Here is a 24,862-nt window from a genome sequence, read left to right on the forward strand (position 1 = left end):
TCTCAGGCGGTCATGTCTCGCCGCCGGAAGACCATCAGGGCGAGCAGCACCATGACGCCGGCGTAGACCACCCCGCGCAGCAGGGCGTCGGCGTAGGGCATGGGGTCGGCGGCGCCGCCGGTGGCTATCTCCTGCATGAGCTGCACCGGCAGCCACGAGCGCGCCGGGCGGTAGATGCGCGCGATCAGCATCTCCACCGGAAGCGCGTAGGCGAGCGCGACGGCGATCGCGGCCGCCGGCCCGCGTAGCAGGATCGCGGCCAACGCCCCGATCGCCGCGTACCCCAGCGAGCCGAGGCACAGGTTGACGAAGCCGGTGCCGAGCTCGACCAGTCCCGCCCCACTGCTCCAGGCGGCGGTGGACACCCCCCGGGTCGGCGCGAGCAGGAACGACAGCCCCACCGAGACGGCCGTGGCCGCTGCGACGATCAGGACGACGAAGGCCGCCAGGGCGAGCAGCTTCCCGGCGAGCAGCCGGGCCCGGTGGGGCCGGGCGACGAGCTGGTTGCGCAGGGTGCCGTGACTGTGGTCACCGGCCAGCGAGGCGGCGACGACCGACAGCGCCACCACCCCCAGCAGGATGCTGACGGCCTGCACGCCCTGGAGCAGGCCGTCCGGCCGGGACAGGGCGGCGGCGGTGACCGGATCGCCGTCGAAGTCCCGGTGCCCGACCGAGAAGAAGGTCAGCACGGTGCCGAGGAGGGCGCACGCGACCACGGCACCGAGCGTGCCCAGCAGGAACCGGGGCCGCAGCAGGGGCACCCATTCGGCCCGAAATGCCGCGATCATGTGGCACCCCCGCGGCTGTGGGCCGGGTCGAGCCCGGCGCCCACGGGCGGCGGCACGCTCCCATCCGGCTCCTGCCCGGCCTGGGCGGTACGGACCAGGTCGCCGTCGATCTCTCCGGTGACGCGCAGAAAAGTCTCCTCCAGGTTGGGTCGGTGGGTGCGCAGCGAGCGCAGGGTGATGCCGGCGCGCATCGCGAGCCGGTTGAGGTGGGCGGCCAGTCCCTCCGGGGCGTGCGCGGTGACGACCGGCCGGCGGCCCCGGGTGGCCGAGGCGTCCGGAGGACCGTTGCGCAGATCGATCTCGACGCGCAGTCCCTCGTCGCCGAGCAGCCCGGCGAGCCGGCGCGCGTCGGCATCGTGCTCGGGGATCATCACGATGCGGGGATCCTCGGCCGCGAGCAGGTCGGTGACGTGGCCCTGGAACAGCATCCGCCCGCCGTTGATCATGACGAGGTGGTCGCAGATCTGCTCGACCTCGGTGAGCAGGTGGCTGGAGACGAAGACGGTCATCCCCCCGCCGGCGAGCTGGCCGAGCAGCGCCCGGATCTCCCGGATGCCCGCCGGGTCCAGACCGTTGGTCGGCTCGTCCAGGATGAGCAGGCACGGGTCGGGTAGCAGGGCGGCGGCGATGCCCAGGCGCTGCTTCATGCCGAGCGAGTACGTGCTGAACCGGTCGTCGGCCCGCTCGCCCAGGCCCACCTGCCCCAGCACCTCCTCGACGCGGCGCTGTCGGAGGGCCCGTTGCCAGCCCCCGATGCCGCGCAGGATCGCGAGCTGATCGAGGTTGCGCCGGCCCGACAGGCCCGGGTGGAAGGTCGGGCCCTCGATCATCGCGCCGACCCGGTGCAGGTAGCGGTCCGGCTCGGTGATCGGCTCGCCCAGGACGTGGCCGTGGCCGGCCGAGGGCCGGATGAGGCCCAGCAGCATCCGCAGCGTGGTGGACTTGCCGGCGCCGTTTGGCCCGACGAAGCCGGACAGGGCCCCGCGGGGCACCTGGAGGTCGAGATGATCCACGGCGCGCCGGGCGCCGTAGCGCTTGGTCAGCCCGCGGGTCCAGATCGCCGTGTCGGCGCGGGCCAGGCCCGCCGTACCGTCCATGACGGTCGGCGAGGCGGCCGTCCCGTGGGCCGGGTCGTGGTTCGCGTGGGCCGGGTCGGTGGCCGAACCGGAAGTCATCGTGGTGCTGCTCCCACCCTGGGTGTCGGATGCCCGCCGCAGGGGGCGCCCTGCAACGGCGAGCGTCGGGGAGTGCGACCGGGGCAGTCCGTGAGCGCTCGCGGCCCGGTCGGGTGACGCGCACCCGCGAAAGTCAGGGGGCGGCACGTCCACGAATGTCAACGACCAGCCTGTGGGCCGGGTTCCAGCTCCGCGGCTTCAACCTGTGTTTTCCCGCCGGTTGACCTCGTCACGCGCCGAGGCTCGGCGTGGACGAGCAAATCAGCCTTTTTAGCTGGATTTCCTGACCGACTTCGTTTTTCGTACCGCCAGTGACCTGGCCGCCTTTTTGGACGCGACGTGGCGGTACCGCCGGCATGTTCCGGTCGCTCGGATCGCTTTCCTTCGGCTGGCGGGCGCGCCGGACCCGTCGGGTTGCAGGCCGGGGCTGCCCGCCGGACGACCGACAGGACACCAGGGACGCGGGACGCCCGTCACCCGACACAACCCGCCCCCGACGAGTGGACGACAATCCTGGCGTGGGCGAAACGGCTGGCCTCCGGCGCGGCATCCGGACGCTGACGCTGCTTGCCAGCATCGCGATCATCGTGATGCTGGTGCTGGCCGTGGCCTCCGCCCTGCGGTCGCGGCACGCCGCCTCCGAACGGGGAAAGCACCTGGACCCCGCGGCCACGACCACCGCGATGCTCCTCGCCGACTTCGTCGATCAGGAAAGCGCGTTGCGTGGCTACATCGTCACCCGCGACCGCGGCTTCCTGGAGCNGTTCGACGACTCCCGGCGTTCGGTTCCCGCGCTCAACGCGCGGCTGGACGACCTGCTGGCCGACTTCCCCGACCTGCGGGCGCAGCGGACCCGGGTCGACGTCGCCTACGGGACCTGGCGGCGCGAGGTCGTCGAGCCGGAGCTGGCCGCGATGGCCCGCGGCGACGTGGCCGGGGCCGCCGGCATCGTCCGCGCGAACGCCCGCCGCGACTTCGACGAACTGCGCCGCCAGGCCGCCCGCCTCGCCGGACAGATCGACCGCGAGCAGGTCGAGGCGTCCGGCCGGGTCGAGAGTTCGTCCGTGCTGCTGCTGAGCTCCCTGGCCAGCGCGATGTTCGTCATCCTCGGTGTCCTGGTGACGATCATGATCGTGCTGCGGCGCTGGCTGCTGCGCCCGATCGGCGCCCTGCAACGCTCGGTCAACTCCGTGGCGGCCGGGCGATACGACACGCGGATCCCCTCGGTGGGCCCGGCGGAGATCGTGGCGCTGGCGGCGGACGTCGAGACGATGCGTGCCCAGCTCGTGCGCCTCGTGCGGCAGAACGAGCGGTCCTGGGAGGCCCTGGCGCAGCAGGGGCCCGCCGTTATCGCTCTGCGCGACGCGCTCACCCCCTCACTGCTGCGAGCCCGCGGGCTGATGTTGCACGGACGGGTCGATCCGGCCCAGGGGGAGCTTGCGGGGGACTGGTACGACGCCTTCGAGCTGCCNGACGGACGCGTCGCCGTGGTCGTGGGCGACGTCTCGGGCCACGGCGCCGCAGCGGGCGTCTTCGCCCTGCGACTCAAGCAGCTCCTCGACGCCGCGCTGTCCACCGGCGCTGGCCCGGCCGCCGCGGTGGAATGGGCGGTGGAGAACCTCGGCGAGACCGAGGAGATGTTCGCCACCGCCATCATCGCCGTCGTCGATCCACGCAGCGGGGAACTGCACTACGTCAACGCCGGCCACCCGGACGCGCTGCTGCTGCGCCGGGCCGGGCCTGCCTGGGCGATGGCCGCGCCGGCCGCCCCGCCGGCCATTCCCCACCCCGCCGCGCCGCCCGCCCCGCCGGCCGGGGCCGTCGACGATGCCAGGGTCGACGCGGTGGTCGACGCTGCGGACCCGGCCCGCAAGCGGGACGCCGGCGTCGCGGGGCCCCGGCCGTCGGTGAGCGTCAGCGCGATCGTGGGGCCGGCGGCCGGCGCGCGCCGAAGGCCGACGAACCAGGCGCCCGCGCCGAAGGGGAACCGCCGGCACCCCGCCGCCCAGATCGTGCGGCTGCCCCCGACGGGGCCGCTGATGTCGGGCCTGCTCGCCGCGCCCGGCGCGTGGGAGATCCGGACGTTGCACCTCGAACCGGGGGACGCGCTCATCGCCTACACCGACGGGCTGGTCGAGGCGCGCGACGCCGCCGGTCGCCAGTTCGGCGCGCACCGGCTGATCGCGGAGATCCTGCGCGACCCCGGCCGCACCCCGGTGGGCCTGCTCGACGCCGCCTTCGACGCCGTGCGCCGGCATGCCCCGGGCCGGCAGGGCGACGATCGCACCGCGATCATCCTGGCGCGCACCAGCGAGCCGGCGGCGATCACCGGCGGGCGGTCGTAACGCCGACAATCGGCGTGGTTACCGGGGTTTTCGGGTACATCTTGCGCCATGAACGACGAGCCCGGCACGGACCGGCCCACCCGCTCGAACCGGACCCTGCGCTCCCTGCCGTCCCGCTTCAGCCCGCTGCGGCTGATCGCCACCATCCTGCTCGCCGTGCTCGTCGTCGGCCTGATCGCGGTGGTGGCCGGGTGGCGGCCCAGCCTCAACCCGTTCAAGGAGCGGACGATCGACCGCAGCTCCCCGGCGGTGCTGCGCTCGCTGGAGGACCTCAGCTCCTACCACGCCGCCGGCGCCCACTTCGAGGTCGTCGTCGATCTCGAGGACGACACCAGGTGGATCCCGGCGGCGCTGAAGGGGGAGCGCACACTGTTCGTGGGGGTCGGCACGGTCGACTCGACGGTCGACTTCGGCCACCTCGACGCCGACGCCGTCACCGTCTCGCCGGACCGCCGATCGGTGACCATCGAGCTGCCGAACCCGACCCTGTCCACGCCGGTGCTGGACCTCGACCACAGCTACGTGGTCGCCCGCCAGCGCGGTGCGCTGGACCGGGTTGGCGGCCTGCTCGGCGGGGTCAGCAGCGACAAGGGGCTGTATCAGAAGGCCTCGTCGAAGATGACCGACGCGGCCAGGACCGACGGTCAGGTCATCGAGCTGGGCAAGAAGAACACGACCGCCATGCTGCGCGGTCTGCTCGGGGCGCTGGGTTTCACCGACGTCCGCGTGACCTACGCCGCCGACCGCCGCTAGCCGGGCGGCTGGCTGGTGGCCTCCCGGCACCGCCCGGCCACGGGCGGTGCCGGGACCTGGCCACCGGGTGCGGCCGGGGGACACGGCCGGAAGGACACGGTGGTCCCTGACCGTCGCCCGGACGGGCGAGACCGACGGCTCAGCGCCGAGCCGCCTGCTCGGCCACCACTCGGTCGATCTCCGCCTGGAAATGCTCGGAGATCTTTATGACATGCGGTTCCCGAAGCAGATAAAAATGTTCACAAGGGACATAGTGCGTGTCGTGGCTGCCGGTGAGAAAAGCCGACCAGGCGTCCTCCGAGTCCGGATTTTCGGCCGATCGGTAGACGAGGGTCCGGCCGGCCCACGGCTGCGGCCGGTAGAAACGCTCGAGTAGCCTGCCGTGATTGAAGAAGNCGTCGAACTGCTCCATTCCGCCGAACTGCACCACTCCGGTCAGCGGAATCTGCACCATTTTCTTCAGCGTCGCGATGTTGGTGAAGTTCGCCCGCTGCTCCGGCAGTAGCCGCTGGGTGAAGCGCGTCAGCCGGTGGCGGTAGGTACGGGCGTGCTCCTGCGCACCGCCGGGCGTCACCGGCGCGCCGGCTCCGTTCGCGGTGTCGGCGGCCGGCGCTGCGCCGTCCTCCTCGCCGGGCGTGATCCGCAGGGAGGACGGCATGTAGGTGTCCATGATCGACAGAAAGCCGACCTCGTCACCGGCCGCGGCGAGCTGCTGGGCGATCTCCATCGCGATCAGACCGCCGAGGGAGTGCCCGGCCAGCAGGTAGGGGCCCCGCGGTGCGATGATCCGGATGATCTCCAGGTGGCGGCGGGCGGTCTTCTCCACGCTCCAGTCGGGGAAGCCGCGCCGTTCCAGACCGTGTGCCTGGAAGGCGTAGACCGGCTGGTCGTCGCCGAGCCGGCGGGCGAGCGAGTGGAAGCCGAGCGCGAGCGCACCGGCTCCGGCGAAGCAGAACAGCGGCGGGCGCGAGCCGGTGGTGCGCAGCGGCACGACGGTCGGGTGGCGGGGGCCGGCCTGCTGGGCCAGCGAGACCGTCCGGGCGAAGGCGCCGAGCGTGGGGGAGTCGACCAGGGCCGACGACGGCAGGGAGACCCCGAGCTTCTCGCCGACGAGGGTGAGCAGCTCGTTGGCGGCGAGCGAGTCGCCGCCGAGCTCCATGAAGTCGTCCTCGATCCCCACCTCCTCCAGGTCCAGGACCCGGGTCCAGATGTCGGCGACGACGATCTCCCACTGGGTCCGCGGCCGGGCGGACCCGGCGGGGGCCGCGGGCGGGGGCGGCAGTGCGCCGCGGTCGACCTTGCCGCGCTCGTTGCGGGGCATCTCCGCCAGCGCCACGATCGTCGTGGGCACCATCCAGACCGGCAGCCGCTCGCGCAGCGCTCGGCGGATGCGCACCGGGGACAGCGTGTTGCCGTTCACCGCTGGGACGACGTAGGCGACCAGGCGGTTCTGTACCCCGGTGGTCACCGCGGTGACCACCGCCTCGGCGATCTCCGGGGAGTTCAGCAGGGCCGCCTCGACCTCGCTCGGCTCCACCAGGTACCCACGGATCTTCACCGCGGCGTCGCGCCGGCCGAGCAGCACCATCGTGCCGTCGGGCTCGAACCGGCCGAGATCGCCGGTNCGGCAGGTGGTCCGGCCGTCCGGGCGCGGGGTGAACTTCTCCGCCGTCAGCTCCGGGCTGCCCCAGTAGCCCGCGGACAGGTACGCCGAGGTCACCTCGACGTCGCCCGACTCGCCGGGCCCGGCGATGGTGCCGTCCTCGCGGCGGAACACCACCTCCTTGCCCGGCGCGGGCAGCCCCGCCGGCACGGTGCCCGCGGGCACCGGCGCGTCCGGCGCAATCTCGAAGAAGCCCAGCGAGGCGATCTCGGAGGCACCAGACCAGTTCACGTAGGTACAGGACGCCGGCACGTGCGGGCGCAGCGCGGCGATGTCGCGGCCGTACGCGGCCTCCCCGCAGGTGGTGACGATCCGCAGGTCGGCGAGGATCTCGTCCGGTTCGAGCGCGCCGAGCAACGCCCGCAGCAGCGACGGGGTGGTCTGCAACGCCGTCAGGTGCTGGGCGTTGATCCAGTCACCGAGACCGGGCAGCCCCGCCGACCGTGGGTCGTAGGCGTAGAGGCCCGCGCCGTTGAGCAGGCCGAACACGACTACGGTGATCCCCGCCGCGAACGAGTACGGCAGCACCAGCGCCAACCGGTCGCCGGGCCCGAAGCCGAGGCGCTGCGCGCCGGCATAGGCATCGCACAGGAATGTGCCGTGCGTCCAGACGACGCCCTTGGGTGCGCCGGTGGAGCCGGAGGTGAACACGATGCAGGCCGGGTCGGTGAGCTGCGGCTCGGGCCACCAGACCGCGTCGGCCCCGTTGGCGGCGATCCACTCGGCGCCGTCGCCGGCCGCGGCCGCGAGGTCCAGCACCAGCCGGGGACCGTTGCCGGCCAGCAGCTCCAGCAGCGGTTTCGNATCGACCGTCGCCACGGCGGCCGCCTGCGCGTCCGGCGACCCCACCGGCCGCAGGCCCACCGTGGAGCGGGCGACGGAGCCGTCGCTCAGGTCAGTGATCAGCGCGACGCAGCCGGCCTGACGGATGATCTGAGCCATCCGCTCGGCCGGCACCATCGGATCGAGCGGGACGACGGGCCGGCCGGTCTTCATCGCCGCCAGCACGCCGAGCAGCCCGGGGACCCCGTGCGGAAGCAGCGTCGCCACCGGGCCGTCCTCGGTCGCGTCGAGGCGCCCCAGCACGGCCACCGCGATGTCGTCCGTGCGGCGGTCGGTCTCGGCGAACGTCATCGTGACGCCCGGGGACACCACCGCCGGGGTGTTGGGCAGGTGCGTGGCGACCTCGCGGAACCGGCTGACCACCGAGGCCGGTAGATGATCGAAGTCCAACGCGGGGAAGGGGACGTCACCTCCGGGCGTCGCGACCGCCAGAGCCGCGNGCCGATCGCTCTCGTTCAATGCCACTCCTTGTCCTCTGTGCTGCCGGCGCCATCGGTCCGTGCCAGATGACCCTCGACCACGTGACTCTCGCCGATCGTGGGATCGTCAGTCGCGCGCGACCAGGCGGTCCGTCGGAAACGCCCCGAAGGGCCGTCGCCGCGGCGACGGACGGGCGGGGCTGTCGGCGGGATGCCGCCTGACGGGAGTGGGTCGTTCTGGGCGACTCCGCCAACGAAACACGTGCGGCGCTGCAACCGTTCGCTCGAGGTACACGAACAGCCTCCCCAGCATGCAGTCCGGTATAGCGTGGGACTTTATACCACGATGGTGTGGCTTACTTGTCGCCACCCCTCGTAACCTTGACGGAAGTGTCGGTTTACCCGCTCGTAATCGGGGTCGACGTTTCTCCACTCCGTAAGGATTTGCTGGTCTTGCCGGGTATTCCGGCTACGGCGCGAACCGGTCACCCGGTGCTGATCTGCGCTCGTCGGGCATTCTCCCGATGGGCGCGTCACGGCACCCGGGGCCGCCCGGTCGGGGCCTGGCGCTCCAGCCGGTCGGCGTGTCCGCCGGTCGGCGTGTCCGCCGGTCCGGCTCCTTGGAGTCCACCGGCGGCGGGTGATGGGCTTCCGCGCGCCTGACCGGATGCGCGGGTTGTTCCGGGTACGCGGGCCGCGCCGGCGTCCCCTCGCCGCCCCGCCCCCGCCCGGGGGAGGGGCGAGCACTTCTCGGGCAGCCCGAACGGGCCGGGCGCGATGCCGCAGCGGCGGGGTCCGGGTACCCCCGCGGACGATCGTGGAGGTCGCCCCGGCGACCGCGGCCGCGAGATCGCAGCCTCGCTGTCACCTGTGTCACTCTGCACCAGAAGTGCTGCCGAGACTTGCATCCCGAAGCTTGAGCGTCCTAGACTCATGAACTGTGAACGACGGACGAGCTGAAAGCCGAGGCCTCACGGCGAAGGATCGCCGGGATGTGCCTCGGGGCGGCCCGGCCCGCCGTGACACCCAGAGATCGATCAAGACGAGGGAGGCCCTTGTGAGCACCTACCTGTGGGACCCGTTCGCGGCGCTGGGGCGGATGGACCGGGAGTTCGACGAGATCGTTCGGCGCGCGTGGGGTACCCGGCGCCCGGCGCTCGCCGGCCGCTCCCAGAGCGCGGAGCTCGCCGTTCCCTCGGCCGACGTCGTCACCGAGGGCGAGGACGTGCTGATCAACCTCGAGCTGCCCGGGGTAGACGTGGAGCACGACGTGGTCGTGGAGATCGACCGTGGCCGCCTGGTCGTCCGCGGCCGGCGCGGTGGGCAGCACGAGCGGGAACACGCCGGTCGCGTCCACCGCGAGAGCTGGTCCGGCAGCTTCCGCCGGGAGTTCCAGCTCCCCGAGCGGGTCGACGCCTCGCGGATCTCCGCGGGCTACGACCGGGGCGTGCTGACCGTCCGGCTCGCGGGCGCGGCGGTCGAGCCGAAGGCGACCCGCATCGCGGTCACCGCGGCGAGCGGCGGCCACGCGCCGGCCGCCGTCGCGAAGCCGGTCGAGGTCGCGCCGGCCCAGCCGAGCGAGGTTCCGGCCGTGTCGGCGCAGCCCACGGCGCAGAGTGAGGGCGGGCGGGCCGAGTCCGCGAACACGCCGGCCGCGTGACGGCGCACCCGGGGTGCGAGTCCCTCCGCACCCCGGCCCGCCGCGGCGTCGGGCCCGGGGCGCATGACCTCCCGGGCCCGCGTCGGCGTCAGCGGCGCAGCGAGTCGCCGGTGGACGACGAACGGCCGCGGCCCGTCGAGCCGCGGCTCGACGGCGGCGGCACCATGGGGCCCACGTCCCCATCCGGGGCGACATCCAGGTCGACGATGACCGGCGCGTGGTCGCTGGTTCCGGTCCCCTTGCGGGCCGCCCGATCCACCCACACCGCGCGCACCCGGCCCGCGACGTCGGCGGACGCCAGCGTCAGGTCGATGCGCATGCCGAAGTTCTTCGGGAAACAGAGCTGGCGGTAGTCCCAGTAGGTGTAGACGACGTCGTCGGGCCAGCGGGTACGCAGGACGTCGACGAGACCGGCGTCGACGAGCTCCCCGAGGGCGGCGCGTTCGGCCGATGTGACGTGCGTGGCGCCCTCGAACTGCGCGACGTCCCACACGTCGGCATCCGTCGGGGCGATGTTGAAGTCGCCGAGGGTCATCAGCGGGCCCCGGGCCACCTCCGCGGTGACGACGTCGCGCAGCGCGGCCAGCCAGGACAGCTTGTAGGCGTAGTGCGGGTCGTCGACGGTGCGCCCGTTCGGCACGTACAACGACCAGACCCGGATGCCGTCGCAGGTCGCGGCGATCGCGCGAGGTTCGGGGTCGGGGAAGCCCGGCCCGCCCGGCAGGCCCCGCACGACGTCGTCGAGGCTGCCCCGCGACAGGATCGCCACGCCGTTCCACCGGCCGTCGCCGTGATGGGCGACCCGATAGCCACGCCGGAACAGATCCTNGTCGAAAAGCTCGAGGAAGGCGTCGTCCGACAGCTTCGTCTCCTGCAGGCACACCACGTCCGGTCCGGCGCGGTCCAGCCACTCGATCAGCCGGGCCTGCCTGGCCTTCGCGGAGTTGATGTTCCACGTCGCGATCCGCACAGCAGGTCACGGTAGTCCCGTGCCGCGGCAGGCCCGCGGCCGCTCCCGACCGGCATGCCATGCTGACGCGCGTGGACGGCGAGCGCACGGCGGTGGGGCGCCCCTACGTGATCTGTAGCTGCGCGATGTCGCTGGACGGCCGGATCGACGACTGCTCGGATGCGCGGCTGATCCTCTCCGGGCCGGCGGACCTCGATCGGGTCGACGAGGTGCGCGCCGGGTGCGACGCGATCCTCGTCGGCGCCGCGACCGTCCGGCGGGACAACCCCCGTCTCGCCGTGCGCGCCGAGCATCGTCGCGCCGCGCGGGTCGCCGCGGGCCTGCCGCCGACGCCGGTCAAGGTGGTGCTCTCCGGCGGCGGCGACCTCGATCCGCGTTCCCGCCTGTTCGGCACCGACCCGGTCGACACGCTCGTCTACCGGCGCGCCGGCAGCGCCGCACCGCCGCCATCCTGGTCCGTGGCGCCGCCCGGCGCCGCCATCGACCACACCCGAGTCCTCCCGGCGCCCATCGCCGATGGGGCGGCGGGGGCGGGCGGACCTGGTCCCGGCGGGCGGGTGAGCGTCGTCGACCTGCCCGGTCGGCCGCGGGTGGACGTTGCCGAGATAGACGTTGCCGAGATGCTCGCCGACCTCGCCCACCGGGGCGTGCGCCGCCTGCTGGTCGAGGGGGGAACCTCGGTGCACACCGCCTTCCTCACCGCCGGCCTCGTCGACGAGCTCCACCTCGCCGTCGCCCCGTTCTTCGTCGGCGAGCGGGACGCGCCGGCGTTCGTCGGCCCTGGGGCCTTCCCGCAGAACGTCCATTCCCCGCTGCGGCTGGCCGAGGTCCGACAACTCGACGATGTGGTGCTGCTTCGGTATCTGGTGCCGACGTCGGCCTGAACGCGCCTCGTCCGGTTTTGTGCGCACCGGTTTTGTGCGCCCCCGGCCGGGCATCGCTCCACCCGGATCAACCGATCCCATGGTCCGAGGGAGTGATCACTGTGTCGGTGCAGACCGGCGGCCGGCTGCGGCACGCCGTCACCAGCGGCGGCGACGCTGGCAGCCAGGCGAAGGGCGCGGCGCGCCGGGCTCGCCACAGCCGGACGGTCGACATCACGGCCCGCATCGGACTCGCGGGGCGGGGCCTGGTCTACGTCCTCATCGGGGTGCTTGCCCTCCAGGTGGCCTTCGGACTGAGCAACGCCCAGACGAACCGCAACGGTGCGCTCGGGGAGATCAAGGACAAGCCGTTCGGGTCCACGGTCCTGGTCATCATGGTCATCGGCTTCCTCGGGTACGCGGCCTGGCGGCTGCTCGAGGCCGCGGTCGGTGTCCAGGACGAGAACGGCGAGAAGAAGCGGACCGCGAAGCGGGTGGTCTCCGCGGCACGTGGCGTCATCTACCTGGTGATCGCCGGTAGCACGATCAGCTTCCTCGTCTCGGGCGGCGGCGGGTCCGGCGAGCCGGCGCCCTGGACGGCGCGGGTCATGCGCAACGACGCCGGCCGGGTGCTCGTGGGCATCGTCGGCCTCGTGGTCGTCGGNATCGGCATCGGCATGATCATTCGTGGGGCGAAGCGGAAGTTCGAGGAGAAGCTGAAGACCGGGGAGATGGGCGCGCTCGCCCGTAAGATCGCCAAGCCCGCGGGTCTCGTCGGCTACATCGTGCGCGGCATCGTGTTCGGGCTCGCCGGCGTGTTCGTGACCAAGGCGGCGATCGAGTTCGACCCGAAGGAGGCCAAGGGCCTCGACGGCACGCTGAAGACCCTCGCCGGGCAGGCGTACGGCCAGTGGCTGCTCACCGTGTGTGCGATCGGCCTGGCGCTGTTCGGCGTCTACTCGTTCTTCGAGGCCCGCTACCGCAAGCTCTGACCGTCGACGGTCCGCGCGACGGCGGCCCCGGTCGGTGCCCACGGGCGGCCGGCCGGGGCCGTCCTCGCACGCCCGGAACCATGGGCGGCTGACCAACCGGGCACGGTAGCGTGCGTGCTGCCCGGACCGGCGGCCGCCGAGCTGCGGATCGGCGGATCGGCTGAGCGGCGGATCGGCTGAGCGGAGGGGACGCGGGTGCGCGCTGGCCGGTCGTCGGACGGGGCGTCCCCCCGACGGCCCCCGCGCCCGGCCACGCTGCTCGCCGACATCTCCCCCCTGCGTGAGTACCCGGCCTACCGCCGGTTGTGGGTGGGGGAGACGATCTCCGCCCTCGGTTCCCAGATCACGGCCACCGCGGTGCTGCTGCAGGTCTTCGCCGTCACCCGCTCGTCGTTCCAGGTCGGCCTGGTCAGCCTGGTGGCGCTGGTGCCGCTCGTCGCCGGCGGGCTGTTCGGCGGCGCCATCGTGGACGCGGTCGACCGCCGCCGCCTCGCGATGATCACCTCTGGTGGGCTGGCGGTGGTCTCGGCGGCGTTCCTGCTGCTGACTCTCGTCGGCGCCGTCGACGACGCCGCCTGGCCGCTGATGTGCCTGGTCGCCGTGCAGTCCGCGCTGCTGGCCGCCGATCAGCCGGCACGCCGGGCGATGACGCCCAACCTGATCCCGCTCGAGCACCTGCCGGCCGCCAGCGCCCTGGCCCAGATCGGCGGCACCGCTGCCGGGGTGTTCGGCCCGCTCATCGCCGGCGTGACGGTGGCCGCCGGCGGCTTCTCGGTTGCCTATGCGGTCGATCTGGTCACCTTCGCCGCCCCCTTGTACGGGCTGGCCCGGCTAGCGGCGATGCCACCGCGCGGCGGCGGGCGCGGCGCGGGGGTGGCCAGCGTCGCCGAGGGGCTGCGATTCCTGCGCGGGCAGCCGGTGCTGTTGATGACCTTCGTGGTCGATCTCATCGCGATGGTGTTCGGGATGCCGCGGGCGTTGTTCCCGGCGCTCGCCGAGGGCCGCTTCGGTGGGGGGAGCGCGACGGCGGGCGCGATGTACTCGGCGGTCGCGGTCGGCTCCCTGCTCGCCGCCGGGCTGTCCGGCCCGCTCGGCGGGGTCCGCCGCCAGGGGCTCGCGGTGGTGGTCTCGATCGTCCTGTGGGGCGGGGCGATCGCCGGCTTCGGCCTGGCCCATGACATCGCGCTCGGCCTGGCGCTGCTGGCGCTCGCGGGCGCCGCCGACATGGTCAGCGCCATCCTGCGCAACGCGATCCTCAACGTCGCCACCCCCGACGAGATGCGCGGGCGGCTGCAGGGCGTGTTCCTCGTCGTCGTCACCGGCGGGCCACGGCTCGGGGATCTGGAGGCCGGCAGCGTCGCGGCGGTCACCTCGCCGGCGTTCTCCGTGATCAGCGGGGGGCTGGCCGGCATCGGCTGCCTGCTGCTGGTGACGGCTGCGGTACCCGCGCTGATCCGCTACGACGCGAAGGCCGCCCTTGCGCAGGCCCGGGAACGATCCTCGCAGCCGCCTGNGTCCGCCNCAGCTGCGTCCGCTCCGCATGACCGGACCGAGGCGCCGGTGGTACCCCGTCCCTCCGGTGGCACCTCGCGGGACACCCTCGATCCGAGCGCCTAGACCGCGCCCAGACCGGTCAAGGGGCGCAGGGGGCCTGCGCGTCTCGCCGTCGTCCGTCCCGCAGTGTTCCCCGGAGCGGAACGTTACGGGATCGTTACTGNGGCGCCGTTCCTCCGACATCGTTCTCTCGTCGAATGTCAGTTGACGATGGTTCATGTGGTGAGACACATCGGGGGTGGTCGACCGTGACCGGCACGTCGGGCACGTCGGGCACGTCAGGCACGTCGCCTGTGGCCACCTACCTGCGAGCGCTGGCGATGGAGACGACGATGCTCGCCCGCGCCTGCGGCAAGAGCGACGTGCGCCGCCTCGAACCCGAGGACCTCGTCGCGCTCACCGTCGAGGCGGCGGCGCTGGCCGAGGTGCCGCTGGCCGAGGTGCCGCTGGCCGAGGTGCCGCTGGCCGAGGTGCCGCTGGCGGGGACCGACTGGGTCCCCGGATGATGACCGTGCAGGCGAGCGCTGACGTCGTCATCGTCGGCGGCGGCATCGAGGGGGCTGCGATCGCCTGGGCGCTGACCCGCAAGGGCGTGTGCAACGTGCTGGTCCTCGAACGGGCCACCATCGGCTCGGGCGGGACGGGTCGGTCCAGCGGCATCATCCGCTGCCACTACGGAGTGCCCTCGCTGGCCGTGATGGCCTGGCACGGCGTGCAGTTGTTCACCCACGCCGCCGAGATCCTCGGGGTGGCCGACGGGGTCGGCTTCGAGCAGGTCGGCTACATCGTCGGCGTCGGGCCGGGTGATGCCGCGGCGCTGGCGGCCAACGTCGAGGCGGCGGCGGCGGTCGGCATCGACACCCGCCTCGCCGATCCCGCGGAGGTCGCCGAGCTGTGGCCGGCGGCCGACCTCGCCGACTTCGCCGCGTTCGCCTACGAGCCGCGCGGCGGCTACGGCGACGCCTACCGGACCTGCCACGCGTACCTGGCTGCGGCCCGCCAGGGCGGGGTCCGGGTGCGCCAGGGTGCCCCGGTGGCGCGCATCCTGACCTCGGGCGAACGAGCAGGTGGGGGCGAACGAGCAGGTGGGGGCGAACGAGCAGGTGGGGGCGAGCGTGCCGATGGGGGCGAGCGCTTCGATCGGGGCGCGGGGCCCGGCGGGCGGGCGATCGGGGTGGAGCTCGCCGACGGCAGCCGGATCGCCGCCGGCACGGTGGTGCTCGCGGCGGGCGTGTGGTCGGCGGCGCTGGCCGCCGGGGTCGGCGTCGACCTGCCGCTGCGGGCCCAACGGGAGCAGATCCTGCTGGTGGCGCCAGGCGCGCCGGTCGGGAACGTACCGGTGCTGTCCGACCTGGTCGGCCTGCAGTACGTGCGCCCGGAGCGCTCCGGCGACCTGCTGGTCGGCAACAGCGACCACAGCCGCCCGCAGTGGGTCGACCCCGACGCCTACCCGGGCGCCGCGGACCCGCAGTACGTGGAGCGCGCCGTCGGCCGGTTCGCCCATCGCTTCCCGGGTCTGCCCGAGGTGGCGCTGTCGTCGTCCTACGCCGGCTGCTATGACGTCACCCCCGACTACAACCCGATCATCTCGGCAACGCCGGTCGACCGGTTGTTCGTCGCGGCGGGGTTCAGCGGCCACGGGTTCACGATCTCGGTCGCGGTCGGTGAGCTCGTCGCGGACCTCGTCGTCGACGGGGATTCCAGCCATCCGCTCATCCCCGCCGCCGACTTCCGCCTCTCCCGCTTCGCCGAGAACGCCCCCCTGGTCAGCCCGCACCCCTACGCCGCCGCCGGCCAGATGCGCTGAGCCAGGCCGGCTGCCTGAGAGCGGCGCCGCCTGTCTCTTCCGCAGGGATAAATCGGACATCGAATCCTGTGGAAGGACCATGGCGGCTCGCTCCCGCGCATCCGCCGCTGTCCAGGCCCGTCCGCTGCCACGCCACGTCCCGCGAGGACCTCGGCGCCCCGTGATGCGTGGCCGGGCGTCAGGGGCCGTCGTGGGAGCCGTGGGCGGTGACGGACAGGAAGCGGATCGGCAGCTCCAGCAGGCGGACCGGGCCGTGCGGCCCCTGGCCGTCGAACATCAGCGCGTCGCCGGGGTGCAGCACGTAGCGGGCCTCGCCGTGCCCGTACTCCAGCACGCCGTCGAGGACGTAGAGGAACTCGGTGCCCTCGTGCTGGAACAACGGGAAGACCTCGCTGGCCTCCGTCAGGGTGACCAGCAGCGGCTCCATCCGCTTGGCTCCCCCGCGCAGGGTGCCCANCAGCTCGTAGAGGTGGCCGACCCGGCTGCCGCGGCGCACGATCCGGGCGCCGTGCCCGGCGGGCACGAACACCGCCTCCCGCTCGTCGTCGACGCCGCGGAACAGCGCCGTCACGGGGACGCCGAGCCCGGCGGCGAGCCGGCCGAGGGTGGACAGGCTGCAGGAGGTCTGGGCATTCTCGATCTTCGAGAGCATCGCCTTGGACATCTCGGTGCGCCGCGCGAGCTCCGNGACCGACAGCGCGGCGGCGAGGCGGTACTCGCGGACCCGGGCGGCGATGACCCGTTCGAGGGCCTGCTCGCCCGGCTCGGTGGACACAGCATGCAGCGTAGGGCGTCGAGACCGGGGCACGGTCGGCCCGGCATCGACGTCAGGCCCCGCGGGGACGGCTCGGCCGGGCAGCGCGCGGCGGGCAGCCGTCCCGCGGCCGACGCTCGGACTGGCAGATTCTGCCGGCCGCACCGGTCAACTCGGCAGTCCACGGGAGTCCGTAAGCGTGGCTCGGCCGGCACGCTCGGGACATATGGAACAAATGACGTTCGCGGCCGCCGTCCGCGCGGTCAACGACACCCTGTCCCGCCGGTCGGCCCGCCATGGCGGGATGCCCTGCCCCGCCGGGCCGCGAGCGATCCAGGACGACGTCCTCGCCGCCTGCGACCTCGGGTGCTTCGACGACGCCGTGCCCCTGCTGGAAAGGATTGTCGACCGCCTGGGCCGGCGGGGTCCCGCCGCCCCGCACGGCTACCTCGTCCGGGTGGTGCGCTCGGCCCTGGGTGAGCTGCACCGCGACCGGCGGCGCGCCCACGGCCTGCAGCAGCGGCCCGAACGCGTGCCCGACGCGGCCTGGGCGCATGAGGCGCTGCCCGACCCCGCCGACCGGGCCCTGCTGGCGCACCTGATGACATGGCTGGGCAGCGATGTGCCCGCCGTCGCGGGCACCGGCTGGCCCCTGTCGGCCTGGGCCGACCGCTACGGCACCACCCCGGCCGAGATGGCGGCCTGGATCCGTCGCGTGATGGCCGCCGTCGAGGCGACCTCGCCGCGGCGTCACCGGCGCTACCTCGCGGGGCCGCTGGCCGACAAGGCGCCCGTCGTGCCGCCGGTGAGCGCCTTCACCGGCCGCGACGCGCGGCTCGACGGGCTCGCCCGGGAATCCGGCCGGTGGGACGGCAGGGGTGAGGGTCGTGGTGACGGGCGTGCCGGGCTGGCGTCGGCCCGGCCGCTGTGGCCGACGGCCGGGGGTGCGATGCCGGCCGCCGAGACGGTGCGGCGGGAGGTCGCCGGCTATCGGATCGTCGGGCTCACGGCGACCGTCGCCGGCCTGCACGGCACGGGCGCCGTCGCGGTGCGCGCGCTGCGCGCGGCGCTGGTCGAGGCCTTCGGACCGACAGCCGCGCGGGCCGCCGACGACGACCTCGCCGACGCGCTGCGGCGCGCCGCTCAGCCCGCGGCGCCGATCGCCGACGGGACCGGGCCCGCCAGCGGGACCGGACCCGCCGACTGCGGTGCGGGTGCCGATAGCGGTGCTGGTGCTGGTGCTGGGGGCGGGGTCGTCAGTGCCACCGGTGCCCGCGCCGCGGGATCGCTGCTGCTCGCGGCCTGAGCGCCGCCCGCGACCAGGGCCGCGAACGGGTCGCTCAGCCGGGCCTGCGCCGGGACGAGCGTGCTGACCGGCCGGTCGCCCGCGAGCCGGCGCAGGGCGTCGAACGCCGCGTCGACGGAGGCGTCGAAGTAGGCGTCGAGGAAGCGGGGATCACCGGCCCGTAGCACCGAGCCGTCCGCCGCGCGCGGGGCGGACGCGGGCACGTGCAGCAGCCGGGAATGCGGCGCGAGCAGTTCACCCCAGGCCCGGCACTGCGCGGCCAGCTCCATCGGCGCCGTCCCCGACAACGCCGCGATGATCTCGATGAGCTCCGGCTCCGGCACCACCATGACCACCCGCACGTCGGGCCCCGCGTCCCCGAGCAGCCGCGCGCTGGGCGCGCTCGGCTCCGGTGGCTCGGTGAGCACGTGTGCCCAGACCCGGCGCGGGGAGTTGTCCGGGCGGCGCAGCCAGTCCTGCATGATCTCGTCGGCGAGGGCGAAGTCGAGCTGCGCCCCGCCGTGCACCGACCGGGCCGCGCGGGCGAAGCTGCCCAGGCCCCAGCCGAGCGCCTTGGCCAGCAGTGCCGCGACCGTGTAGGAGCCGGTCCACTGCAGGCCGGTGACGACGATGCCCTGCGCGCCGACCCCGGACGCGTCGGTGGGGGCATGGTGGGCCGTGGGCTCGTGCGGAGCCGTGAAGCGGTGGACGATCAGCGGCGGCAGCGGGCCCGCGGGCAATCCCTCGACCAGCAGCGGCGTGGCGTCCCAGCTCGCCGCGGTCCGCTCGAAGACCTCGGCGAAGTCTCGTTCGGCGTCGGCCCGCTCGCTGATCGCGTCGACGCGTTCGAGCAGCACATGGTCGGCGAAGTGGCAGCGGTGGCGCCGGCCTCGCCAGTGCGGCCGCACGGTCACCGACCACCGTCCGTCGCGGGCTGCCGCCGCCGCGAACAGGGCGCCGCCGGTGGTCCGGCCCTCCTGCGCGGAGCGGGCGCGAAGCTGCCGCTCCCGCTCCTCGGCCTCCTCGGCCCGGCGGACGAGTTTGCTGATGGAGGGACTGCGCAGGCCGTAGGCGGCGAGCATGTCGCTCTCATGGCCACCGACCGCCCGGGCCAGCTCGATGATCGCGTGTGCCGGGATGGTCGTCTCGTTGCTCAGCCAGCGGCGCAGCTTGTGGGTGCCCTGCAGATCGAGCGGTCCGGCCACCCGTTCGGCGAGCGCGGGCAGGCTGATCTGCTCGCGGTTGAGCACCGTCTTCATCGCGTCCGCCCAGCGGGCCTGGCGCGGATCGTCGCCGATCCGCGTCGGCAGACTGTGCGGCTGGAACCGGCGCGCCTGCCGGGCGGAGCCGCGCTGCGGCGCGCCTCTGCCGCTCACCGACCCCGCCCCACCGCTCCCGGCCACCCCACCATTCCCGGCCACTCCTCCCTTCCCGGCCACGCCACCATCGTGACTGATACCACCGGTTTGCCGGCCTGGAGTCGCCGGGTAGCAACCAAAGGGTAGTTAGTCATAATCATTCTGCGATGATGATGGAGGTGGGAGTGATGGCGCTCTCCACCCGAGGCACGCCCGACAGCGGGGTCACCCTGGGCCGCTGGGACCCCTTCCGCGAGATCGAGGAGGCCTGGAGCCGGATGGGCAGCCTGCTCGGCGACGTCGCGGGCGGCTCCGGCCGGCCGCTCGGCGTGCTGGCCGGGGCGGTGCTGCCGGTCGACATCGAGGAGACCGACGACGCCTACGTCGTCGAGCTGGAGCTGCCCGGCGTCCGCCGCGGGGACGTCTCGATCGATCTGCGGGACGACGAGCTCCACGTCACCGGGGAGATCAGCGAGCGTGAGCGGACCGGTGTCGTGCGCCGCCGGTCCCGACGGATCGGCCGGTTCGAACATCGGATCGCCCTGCCCGGCGAGGTCGACATCGAGGGTGTCTCGGCGAACCTGGCCGACGGGGTCCTCACGGTGACCCTGCCCAAGGCGCGTCGCAGCCGGCCACGGCACATCGAGATCACCGTGGGTGACCGGGGTGAGGTCGGGGCTGGTCGCGAGGCCGCTCCGGCTGGTCTGGAGGCGGGCTCGGCTGGTCGGGAGACGGGCTCGGCTGGTTTGGGGACGGGTTCGGCTGGTTCGGAGACGCGGGAGACGGGTTCGGCTGGTCGGGAGACGGGTTCGGCTGGTTTGGAGACGGGTTCGGCTGGTTCGGAGACGCGGGAGACGGGCTCGGCTGGTCGAGAGGCTGGGTCACCTGGCCGGGAGGCCGGTTCCGAGGCGAGGGAGTTCCGCTGATCCGTCGCCCGACGGCTCTGACGGGCGGATGACGGTCGGCTTTCGGACATGTCGCGGAAGGAGGCGGGAAAACGACCCTCGCGCAGGCACACTATGGTGCGTCTGGCGATCGAGGGAGAGTGCTGGTGTCTGGGACCCCGCTGCGCGTCCACACCCCGGCCGGGGAGGTGACGCTCACCGGCGACGAGCCCGCCGTGGTGGGGCGGGCCCGGTCCGCGGACATTGTCATCAACGACGGACGGGTGTCCCGTCGGCATCTGGTGCTGCACCCCACGGCGGTCGGCTGGCGGGTCGAGGACATCAGCGCCAACGGGTTGTGGTGCGACGGTCGCCGGCTGGGCGACGTCGACATCGTCGGTGAGCTGCGGCTACGCCTCGGCGCCGCGGACGGCCCGGAGGTGGTGCTCCTGCCCCGGCCTGCTCGGCCGGTCATCCCAGCGACGGCCCCGACCCGCGGGCCGGACGCGGCGCCCGTCTCCATCGAGGACCTTGCGGCCTTCGCGCCCACCCCAGTGACGTCTGCGCCGGTGGGTCCTGGCGGGAACGGCGGTGTGCCTGGGAACGGCGGTGGGCCCGGAAACGGCGGTGTGCCCGGGAGCACGGAGCCGCCGGTGCCGGTCGGGGCCGGGGTGCCGGGGCAGCCGTCGGGGGCGGCCGGCATCGCGCCGGGGGTTTCGGGGGGCCTGTCGATCGATCCGGCGACCGCGCAGAGTGCGGTCGTGCACGACCGGCGCCGCGTGCATCCCCTCAGGCCCGGCCGGATGCGGATGGGGCGCTCCCGCGACAACGAGATCAACGTCGGGGATCTGCTCGCCTCCCGTCACCACGCCGAGCTGCACATCTCGCTCGGCGGGGTGGAGCTGGTCGACCTCGCGTCGGCGAACGGCACCTTCGTCAACGGCCACCGGATCAGCCGGGCCCCGGTGATGCAGCGCGACGTCATCGCCATCGNCCACCATCTGTTCCAGCTCGAGGGCAGCTCGCTCGTCGAGTACGTCGACTCCGGGGACGTCGCCTTCGAGGTCCAGGACGTCTCCGTCTGGGCCGGCACCAAGCAGCTCATGCACGACATGACCTTCCGGCTGCCCGGCCGGTCCCTGCTCGGCGTGGTCGGCCCCAGCGGCGCCGGCAAGTCCACCCTGCTCAACGCGCTCACCGGCTTCCGGCCCGCCGACCGCGGCTCGGTGCGCTACGCCGGCCGAGACCTCTACGCCGAGTACGACGAGCTGCGTCGCCGCATCGGCTACGTGCCCCAGGCCGACCCGCTGCACGACCAGCTCACCGTGCGCGAGGCCCTGCTCTACGGCTCGGAGCTGCGCTTCCCGGCCGACACCACCGCGGCCGAGCGCCGCGCTCGGGTCGAAGAGGTCATCGGCCAGCTCGGGCTGTCCGCGCACGCCGACACCCGGGTCTCCCAGCTCTCCGGCGGCCAGAAGAAGCGCACCAGCGTCGCGCTCGAACTGCTCACCCGACCGTCGCTGCTCTTCCTCGACGAGCCGACCTCCGGCCTCGACCCGGCCAACGACCAGTCGGTGATGGAGACGCTGCGCGGCCTCGCGAAGGGCGGCGGCGCCGGGTCCACCGACGAGAGCGGCCGGACCGTCATCGTCGTCACCCACAGCGTGCTGTTCCTGGATCTGTGCGACTTCATCCTGGTGCTCGCCCCCGGCGGCCACGTCGCCTACTTCGGTCCGGCCGATGGGGCATTGCGCTTCTTCGGCAAGCAGGACTTCCGCGAGTTCGCGGCGGTCTTCCGGGAGCTGGAGGCCACCCCGGGCGAGCAGATGGCCGCCCGCTTCCGGGCGTCGGAGTTCTTCGTGCCCTCCGCGGTCGTGGCGCCGGCGGTCCGCAAGGCGCCGCCAGAGCTACCCAGCGTCCGCCAGCAGCCGGTGACCGCGCAGCTGTCGACGCTGACCCGCCGGTACTGGCGGGTCGTCCTCGCCGACCGGTCCTACCTGCGACTGATCATCGCCTACCCGTTCCTGCTCGGCATCGTGCCGCGGGTGCTCAAGGCTCCCGACGGACTGGGCCCGCTGCCGCAGTCGCCGAACGCCGACGCCACCAAGGTGCTCGTGGTGCTGGTGCTGTGCGCCTGCTTCATGGGGATGGCCAACTCGATCCGGGAGATCGTCAAGGAACGCGCGATCTACCGGCGGGAGCGGACGATCGGCCTGTCCCGCACCGCCTACCTCGGTTCCAAAATCATCCTGCTGACCGCGATCACGACCGCGCAGTGCCTGGTCTTCACGCTCATCGCGGTGGTGGGCCGCACTCCGCCGCAGGCCGCCGCGCTCGGCTCGCCGCTGCTGGAGTGCCTGCTGGCGGTGATCGTCGCGGCGCTGGCGTCGATGATGATCGGCCTGTTCGTCTCCACCCTGATCGACAACGCGGACAAGGCGATGCCGATCCTCGTCCTGGTCACCATGGGTCAGCTCGTGTTCTCCGGCGGCCTGACCTCCNTGACCGGGCGGCTCGTGCTGGAGCAGGTCAGCTACCTCGTCCCAGCCCGGTGGGGGTTCGCGGCGCTGGCCTCCACCGACGACATCAACGTGGTGAGCAAGCTCGGCAACCCGACCCTGCGCACCGACCCCCCCGACCGGCTCTGGGAGCACAGCGCGGGCACCTGGGCGCTCGACATCGTGATCGGCATCGCCATCGGCGTCATCGCGCTGNCACTCACCACGCTCATGCTGCGCCGGATCGAACCCAAGGTCACCCGAGCGGCGGATGCCGCGCCGGCGCAGGGCACAGGGCTGCCCGGGTTCAGGCCCGACCGGGTCCACGGCCAGCCGCAGCCGCCCAAGGGCCGGATGTCCCTGCGCGGCTGAGGAGGTCGGTGACCTCCTCGCACCAGAAGGCCAGACCGCAGAGCTGGTAGGTCAGCGGGCCCTCGGCGAGCGCGGGGCGGTTGTGCTCGAACAGCACGTGCCCGGCGATCTGCACGGCCCAGCTCGCCGCGAACACCGGCAGACCGATCCTGGGTCGGACGAGCACCACCGGCAGCGCGAAGGCCACCCCCGGGATGCCGACGAGATGGGTCAGCCGGATGGCCCGGCCGGTGTGCTGGGACCGGTAGTACGCCATCTTCTCGGCGAACGGGGCCGAACGGTCGGGCACCGCCCCGCCGGCCGTCCCGGATCCGCGCGCCCCGCGTCGGATGTTCATCGCCGCCCACCTCCCGCCGGCCGTGGCACCGAGGTCAAGGTCCCCGCCGGGCCCGGGCCGGCTCGCCCGTCGGTCGTTCGATCGTTCGGTCGTATCCACGTTGCCAGGCGCCGCGCCCGCGGGGTAGGATCCAGGGATGGGCAAGACGAGCGAATCGGTGCAGGCGGGCACGTCCCGCCCGGGTCGCCTGCTCGCCGTCCTGACGGCCGCGACGCTGCTGCAGTGGCTCGGTTCCTTCGCCATCGCCCCGCTGCTGCCGCTCTACCTGGCCGACCGGCACATCTCCGCCGCCGGCGTCGGGGTCGTGATGGCCGCGTTCTTCCTCGGGGCGCTGCTGTCGCAGTATGCCGCCGGGCGGGCGGCGGCGGCCCGCGGTCACCGCGGGGTGCTGCTCTCCGGGCTCGCCGCCTACGCTGCCGGCTGCCTCGGCCTGTTCGCCTCGACGGGGGTCGGGATGGACGCAGTCATGCGTGTGCTGCAGGGCGCGGGCGCGGGCGCGTTCGAGGTCNCCGCGCTGACCGCCGTCGCCACGACGGTCGCCCCGGGCACGCAGGGGCGCGCGTTCAGCGCCATCTACACCGGGCAGCTTCTTGGCGTCGCGCTCGGTCCGCTGCTCGGCGGCTTCGCGGGCGAGCACCGGATGGATCTGGTGTTTCTGGGCAGCGGCGCGGCCGCGGTGCTGGCGTCGTTGCCGGTGCTGTGGCTCCTGCCCGCTACCGTCCGCGCCGGATCGGTTCCCGCCGCTTCCACGGTTGCGGCCGCTTCCACGGTTGCGACCGTTTCCCCAGTTGCGACCGATGCCGCGGGGAGCAGCGCCCCGACGGGTCCGGCCGGTGGTGNCCCGCCGGCCCGGCTGCTGCTGCGCCGCGGCGTCCTCGGGCTGTTGCTGGTCGCCGGCTGCGACGGGCTGATCGCTGGCGTCTACGAGACATGCTGGAGCCTGCTGATGGAGCGCGACGGCGCGTCCACCACGCTGATCGGCCTCACCTTCACCCTCTTCGCGTTGCCATACCTCGTCTTCGCCTGGCCCGCCGGCTGGCTCGCCGACCGGTGTGACCGGCGCCGACTGATCGGGGCGACCACGCTCGTCCTGTCGGTGACGGTCGCCAGCTACCCTTTCCTGCACTCGATCCCGCTCATCATCCTGTTGAGCTGCCTGGAGGCGGCGGGCCTCGCCGTCGCCTACCCCGCGGCCCAGTCCCTGCTCGCCCAGGAATGCGCCGCCGGTGACGGCACCGGCCGCGGTCAGGGCCTGTTCGCGACGACACAGACCGCCACGACCGTGTTCGCCGCGCTGGCCTCCGGGGCGCTGTTCGCGGCGGATCCGCGGTTGCCGTTCGTGCTGGCCGCGCTCGCCGCGCTGGTCACCGCCGCCCTGCTGCCGCCGCTATGGCGGGAGGTCGCCGGCACCGTGGCCCAGGTCCAGGCGCGGTCCGCTGCCGGGGGGGCGGGGGTCGGGCCGGGCACGGGGCGGGAGGCTGCGGGGCGGGAGGCTGCGGCGACGCCCGGCCGGCCGTAGGCCTCGGGTCGGTTCCGCGGGAG

General features: G+C 73.6%; 19 protein-coding genes and 12 pseudogenes. 19 read left to right on the top strand and 12 right to left on the bottom strand.

Annotated features, from left to right (window positions below; translation table 11 throughout):
* Window positions 1–2 precede the first annotated feature (2 nt).
* Both FF86_RS16175 and FF86_RS16180 read right to left on the bottom strand, forming a co-directional pair.
* Window positions 3–788: an ABC transporter permease subunit gene (locus FF86_RS16175; RefSeq protein WP_044882898.1), complete on the bottom strand. Its 786-nt coding sequence runs from the start codon at window positions 786–788 to the stop codon at window positions 3–5.
* The gene (locus FF86_RS16180) at window positions 785–1,963 is read right to left on the bottom strand and encodes an ABC transporter ATP-binding protein (protein WP_052680868.1); all 1,179 of its coding nucleotides are present in this window, start codon (window positions 1,961–1,963) and stop codon (window positions 785–787) included. Before FF86_RS16180 ends, FF86_RS16175 begins: the two co-directional genes overlap by 4 nt.
* 590 nt (window positions 1,964–2,553) lie before the next feature.
* On the opposite strand from FF86_RS16180, the gene FF86_RS62545 reads away from it, so the two are divergent.
* From FF86_RS62545 to FF86_RS16190, 4 genes and pseudogenes are all read left to right on the top strand, one after another.
* On the top strand, window positions 2,554–2,725 hold a 172-nt coding region (locus FF86_RS62545), incomplete at its 3' end, for a CHASE3 domain-containing protein (RefSeq protein WP_255355816.1).
* A 1-nt stretch (window position 2,726) separates the two neighbouring features.
* A pseudogene (locus FF86_RS49995) lies at window positions 2,727–3,434 on the top strand (HAMP domain-containing protein); the annotation flags it as partial.
* Window position 3,435: 1 nt separating this feature from the next.
* Window positions 3,436–4,308, top strand: a pseudogene (locus FF86_RS50000) (PP2C family protein-serine/threonine phosphatase); the annotation flags it as partial.
* A 48-nt stretch (window positions 4,309–4,356) separates the two neighbouring features.
* On the top strand, window positions 4,357–5,061 hold the full coding sequence (locus FF86_RS16190) for a DUF4230 domain-containing protein (protein WP_044882900.1): 705 nt from the start codon (window positions 4,357–4,359) through the stop codon (window positions 5,059–5,061).
* A gap of 139 nt (window positions 5,062–5,200) precedes the next feature.
* Here FF86_RS16190 and FF86_RS50005 read toward each other — a convergent pair.
* The 4 genes and pseudogenes from FF86_RS50005 to FF86_RS50020 form a co-directional block, all read right to left on the bottom strand.
* On the bottom strand, window positions 5,201–5,456 hold a 256-nt coding region (locus FF86_RS50005), incomplete at its 5' end, for a hypothetical protein (RefSeq protein ID WP_242418862.1).
* Between the two features lies 1 nt (window position 5,457).
* Window positions 5,458–6,649: pseudogene (locus tag FF86_RS50010) on the bottom strand (alpha/beta fold hydrolase); the annotation flags it as partial.
* 37 nt (window positions 6,650–6,686) lie between these two features.
* Window positions 6,687–7,527: pseudogene (locus FF86_RS50015) on the bottom strand (AMP-binding protein); the annotation flags it as partial.
* Between the two features lies 1 nt (window position 7,528).
* Window positions 7,529–7,930, bottom strand: a pseudogene (locus tag FF86_RS50020) (AMP-binding protein); the annotation flags it as partial.
* Between the two features lie 1,113 nt (window positions 7,931–9,043).
* Here FF86_RS50020 and FF86_RS16200 point away from each other — a divergent pair.
* On the top strand, window positions 9,044–9,646 hold the full coding sequence (locus FF86_RS16200; protein ID WP_044882902.1) for an Hsp20/alpha crystallin family protein: 603 nt from the start codon (window positions 9,044–9,046) through the stop codon (window positions 9,644–9,646).
* 88 nt (window positions 9,647–9,734) lie between these two features.
* Here FF86_RS16200 and FF86_RS16205 read toward each other — a convergent pair.
* Both FF86_RS16205 and FF86_RS50025 read right to left on the bottom strand, forming a co-directional pair.
* A partial coding sequence (locus FF86_RS16205) for an exodeoxyribonuclease III (RefSeq protein ID WP_242418863.1) occupies window positions 9,735–10,474 on the bottom strand: 740 nt, incomplete at its 5' end.
* Between the two features lies 1 nt (window position 10,475).
* Window positions 10,476–10,616 (bottom strand): annotated as a pseudogene (locus tag FF86_RS50025) (endonuclease/exonuclease/phosphatase family protein); the annotation flags it as partial.
* A gap of 59 nt (window positions 10,617–10,675) precedes the next feature.
* Here FF86_RS50025 and FF86_RS16210 point away from each other — a divergent pair.
* The 6 genes and pseudogenes from FF86_RS16210 (at window position 10,676) to FF86_RS16230 (ending at window position 15,832) form a co-directional block, all read left to right on the top strand.
* Window positions 10,676–11,500 (top strand): dihydrofolate reductase family protein, encoded by an 825-nt coding sequence (locus FF86_RS16210; RefSeq protein ID WP_044882904.1) that lies wholly within the window; start codon window positions 10,676–10,678, stop codon window positions 11,498–11,500.
* A 107-nt stretch (window positions 11,501–11,607) separates the two neighbouring features.
* Window positions 11,608–12,143, top strand: a 536-nt coding sequence (locus FF86_RS50030; RefSeq protein WP_313954348.1) for a DUF1206 domain-containing protein, incomplete at its 3' end; no start/stop codon positions are given.
* 1 nt (window position 12,144) lies between these two features.
* Window positions 12,145–12,471: a DUF1206 domain-containing protein gene (locus tag FF86_RS50035; RefSeq protein WP_313954344.1), complete on the top strand. Its 327-nt coding sequence runs from the start codon at window positions 12,145–12,147 to the stop codon at window positions 12,469–12,471.
* A gap of 195 nt (window positions 12,472–12,666) precedes the next feature.
* On the top strand, window positions 12,667–13,984 hold a 1,318-nt coding region (locus FF86_RS16220), incomplete at its 3' end, for an MFS transporter (protein ID WP_255355815.1).
* 205 nt (window positions 13,985–14,189) lie between these two features.
* Window positions 14,190–14,531 (top strand): annotated as a pseudogene (locus FF86_RS16225) (hypothetical protein); the annotation flags it as partial.
* 5 nt (window positions 14,532–14,536) lie between these two features.
* The gene (locus FF86_RS16230; protein WP_095212195.1) at window positions 14,537–15,832 is read left to right on the top strand and encodes an FAD-binding oxidoreductase; all 1,296 of its coding nucleotides are present in this window, start codon (window positions 14,537–14,539) and stop codon (window positions 15,830–15,832) included.
* 178 nt (window positions 15,833–16,010) lie between these two features.
* On the opposite strand, the gene FF86_RS50040 is transcribed toward FF86_RS16230, so the two are convergent.
* From FF86_RS50040 to FF86_RS66630, 3 genes and pseudogenes are all read right to left on the bottom strand, one after another.
* On the bottom strand, window positions 16,011–16,288 hold a 278-nt coding region (locus FF86_RS50040), incomplete at its 5' end, for a cupin domain-containing protein (RefSeq protein ID WP_396229905.1).
* A 1-nt stretch (window position 16,289) separates the two neighbouring features.
* A pseudogene (locus FF86_RS50045) lies at window positions 16,290–16,519 on the bottom strand (helix-turn-helix domain-containing protein); the annotation flags it as partial.
* A gap of 1 nt (window position 16,520) precedes the next feature.
* Window positions 16,521–16,640 (bottom strand): annotated as a pseudogene (locus FF86_RS66630) (hypothetical protein); the annotation flags it as partial.
* 181 nt (window positions 16,641–16,821) lie between these two features.
* On the opposite strand from FF86_RS66630, the gene FF86_RS32085 reads away from it, so the two are divergent.
* The 5 genes and pseudogenes from FF86_RS32085 to FF86_RS50060 all read left to right on the top strand — a co-directional run.
* Window positions 16,822–17,892, top strand: a complete 1,071-nt coding sequence (locus FF86_RS32085) for a hypothetical protein (RefSeq protein WP_242418864.1) — start codon at window positions 16,822–16,824, stop codon at window positions 17,890–17,892.
* A 1,525-nt stretch (window positions 17,893–19,417) separates the two neighbouring features.
* Complete coding sequence (locus FF86_RS16245; RefSeq protein WP_044882910.1) at window positions 19,418–20,155, top strand: Hsp20/alpha crystallin family protein; 738 nt, start codon at window positions 19,418–19,420, stop codon at window positions 20,153–20,155.
* A 119-nt stretch (window positions 20,156–20,274) separates the two neighbouring features.
* Window positions 20,275–21,106 (top strand): FHA domain-containing protein (locus FF86_RS50050; RefSeq protein ID WP_396229906.1); only part of this gene is annotated, 832 nt, incomplete at its 3' end.
* Between the two features lies 1 nt (window position 21,107).
* Window positions 21,108–22,614: pseudogene (locus FF86_RS50055) on the top strand (ATP-binding cassette domain-containing protein); the annotation flags it as partial.
* A gap of 1 nt (window position 22,615) precedes the next feature.
* Window positions 22,616–22,827 (top strand): annotated as a pseudogene (locus FF86_RS50060) (hypothetical protein); the annotation flags it as partial.
* Between the two features lie 91 nt (window positions 22,828–22,918).
* Here the strand turns inward: FF86_RS50060 and FF86_RS16255 are convergent.
* Window positions 22,919–23,320, bottom strand: coding sequence for a DUF962 domain-containing protein (locus tag FF86_RS16255; protein WP_044882912.1), 402 nt, complete (start codon window positions 23,318–23,320; stop codon window positions 22,919–22,921).
* A 136-nt stretch (window positions 23,321–23,456) separates the two neighbouring features.
* Here FF86_RS16255 and FF86_RS50065 point away from each other — a divergent pair.
* From FF86_RS50065 to FF86_RS50075, 3 genes and pseudogenes are all read left to right on the top strand, one after another.
* Window positions 23,457–23,828 (top strand): MFS transporter (locus tag FF86_RS50065; RefSeq protein WP_242418866.1); only part of this gene is annotated, 372 nt, incomplete at its 3' end.
* 1 nt (window position 23,829) lies between these two features.
* Window positions 23,830–24,159, top strand: a pseudogene (locus FF86_RS50070) (MFS transporter); the annotation flags it as partial.
* A gap of 20 nt (window positions 24,160–24,179) precedes the next feature.
* On the top strand, window positions 24,180–24,839 hold the full coding sequence (locus tag FF86_RS50075; RefSeq protein ID WP_396229910.1) for an MFS transporter: 660 nt from the start codon (window positions 24,180–24,182) through the stop codon (window positions 24,837–24,839).
* Window positions 24,840–24,862 lie beyond the last annotated feature (23 nt).

The organism is Frankia sp. CpI1-P, assembly GCF_001421075.1.
Classification (GTDB): Bacteria; Actinomycetota; Actinomycetes; order Frankiales; family Frankiaceae; genus Frankia; species Frankia torreyi.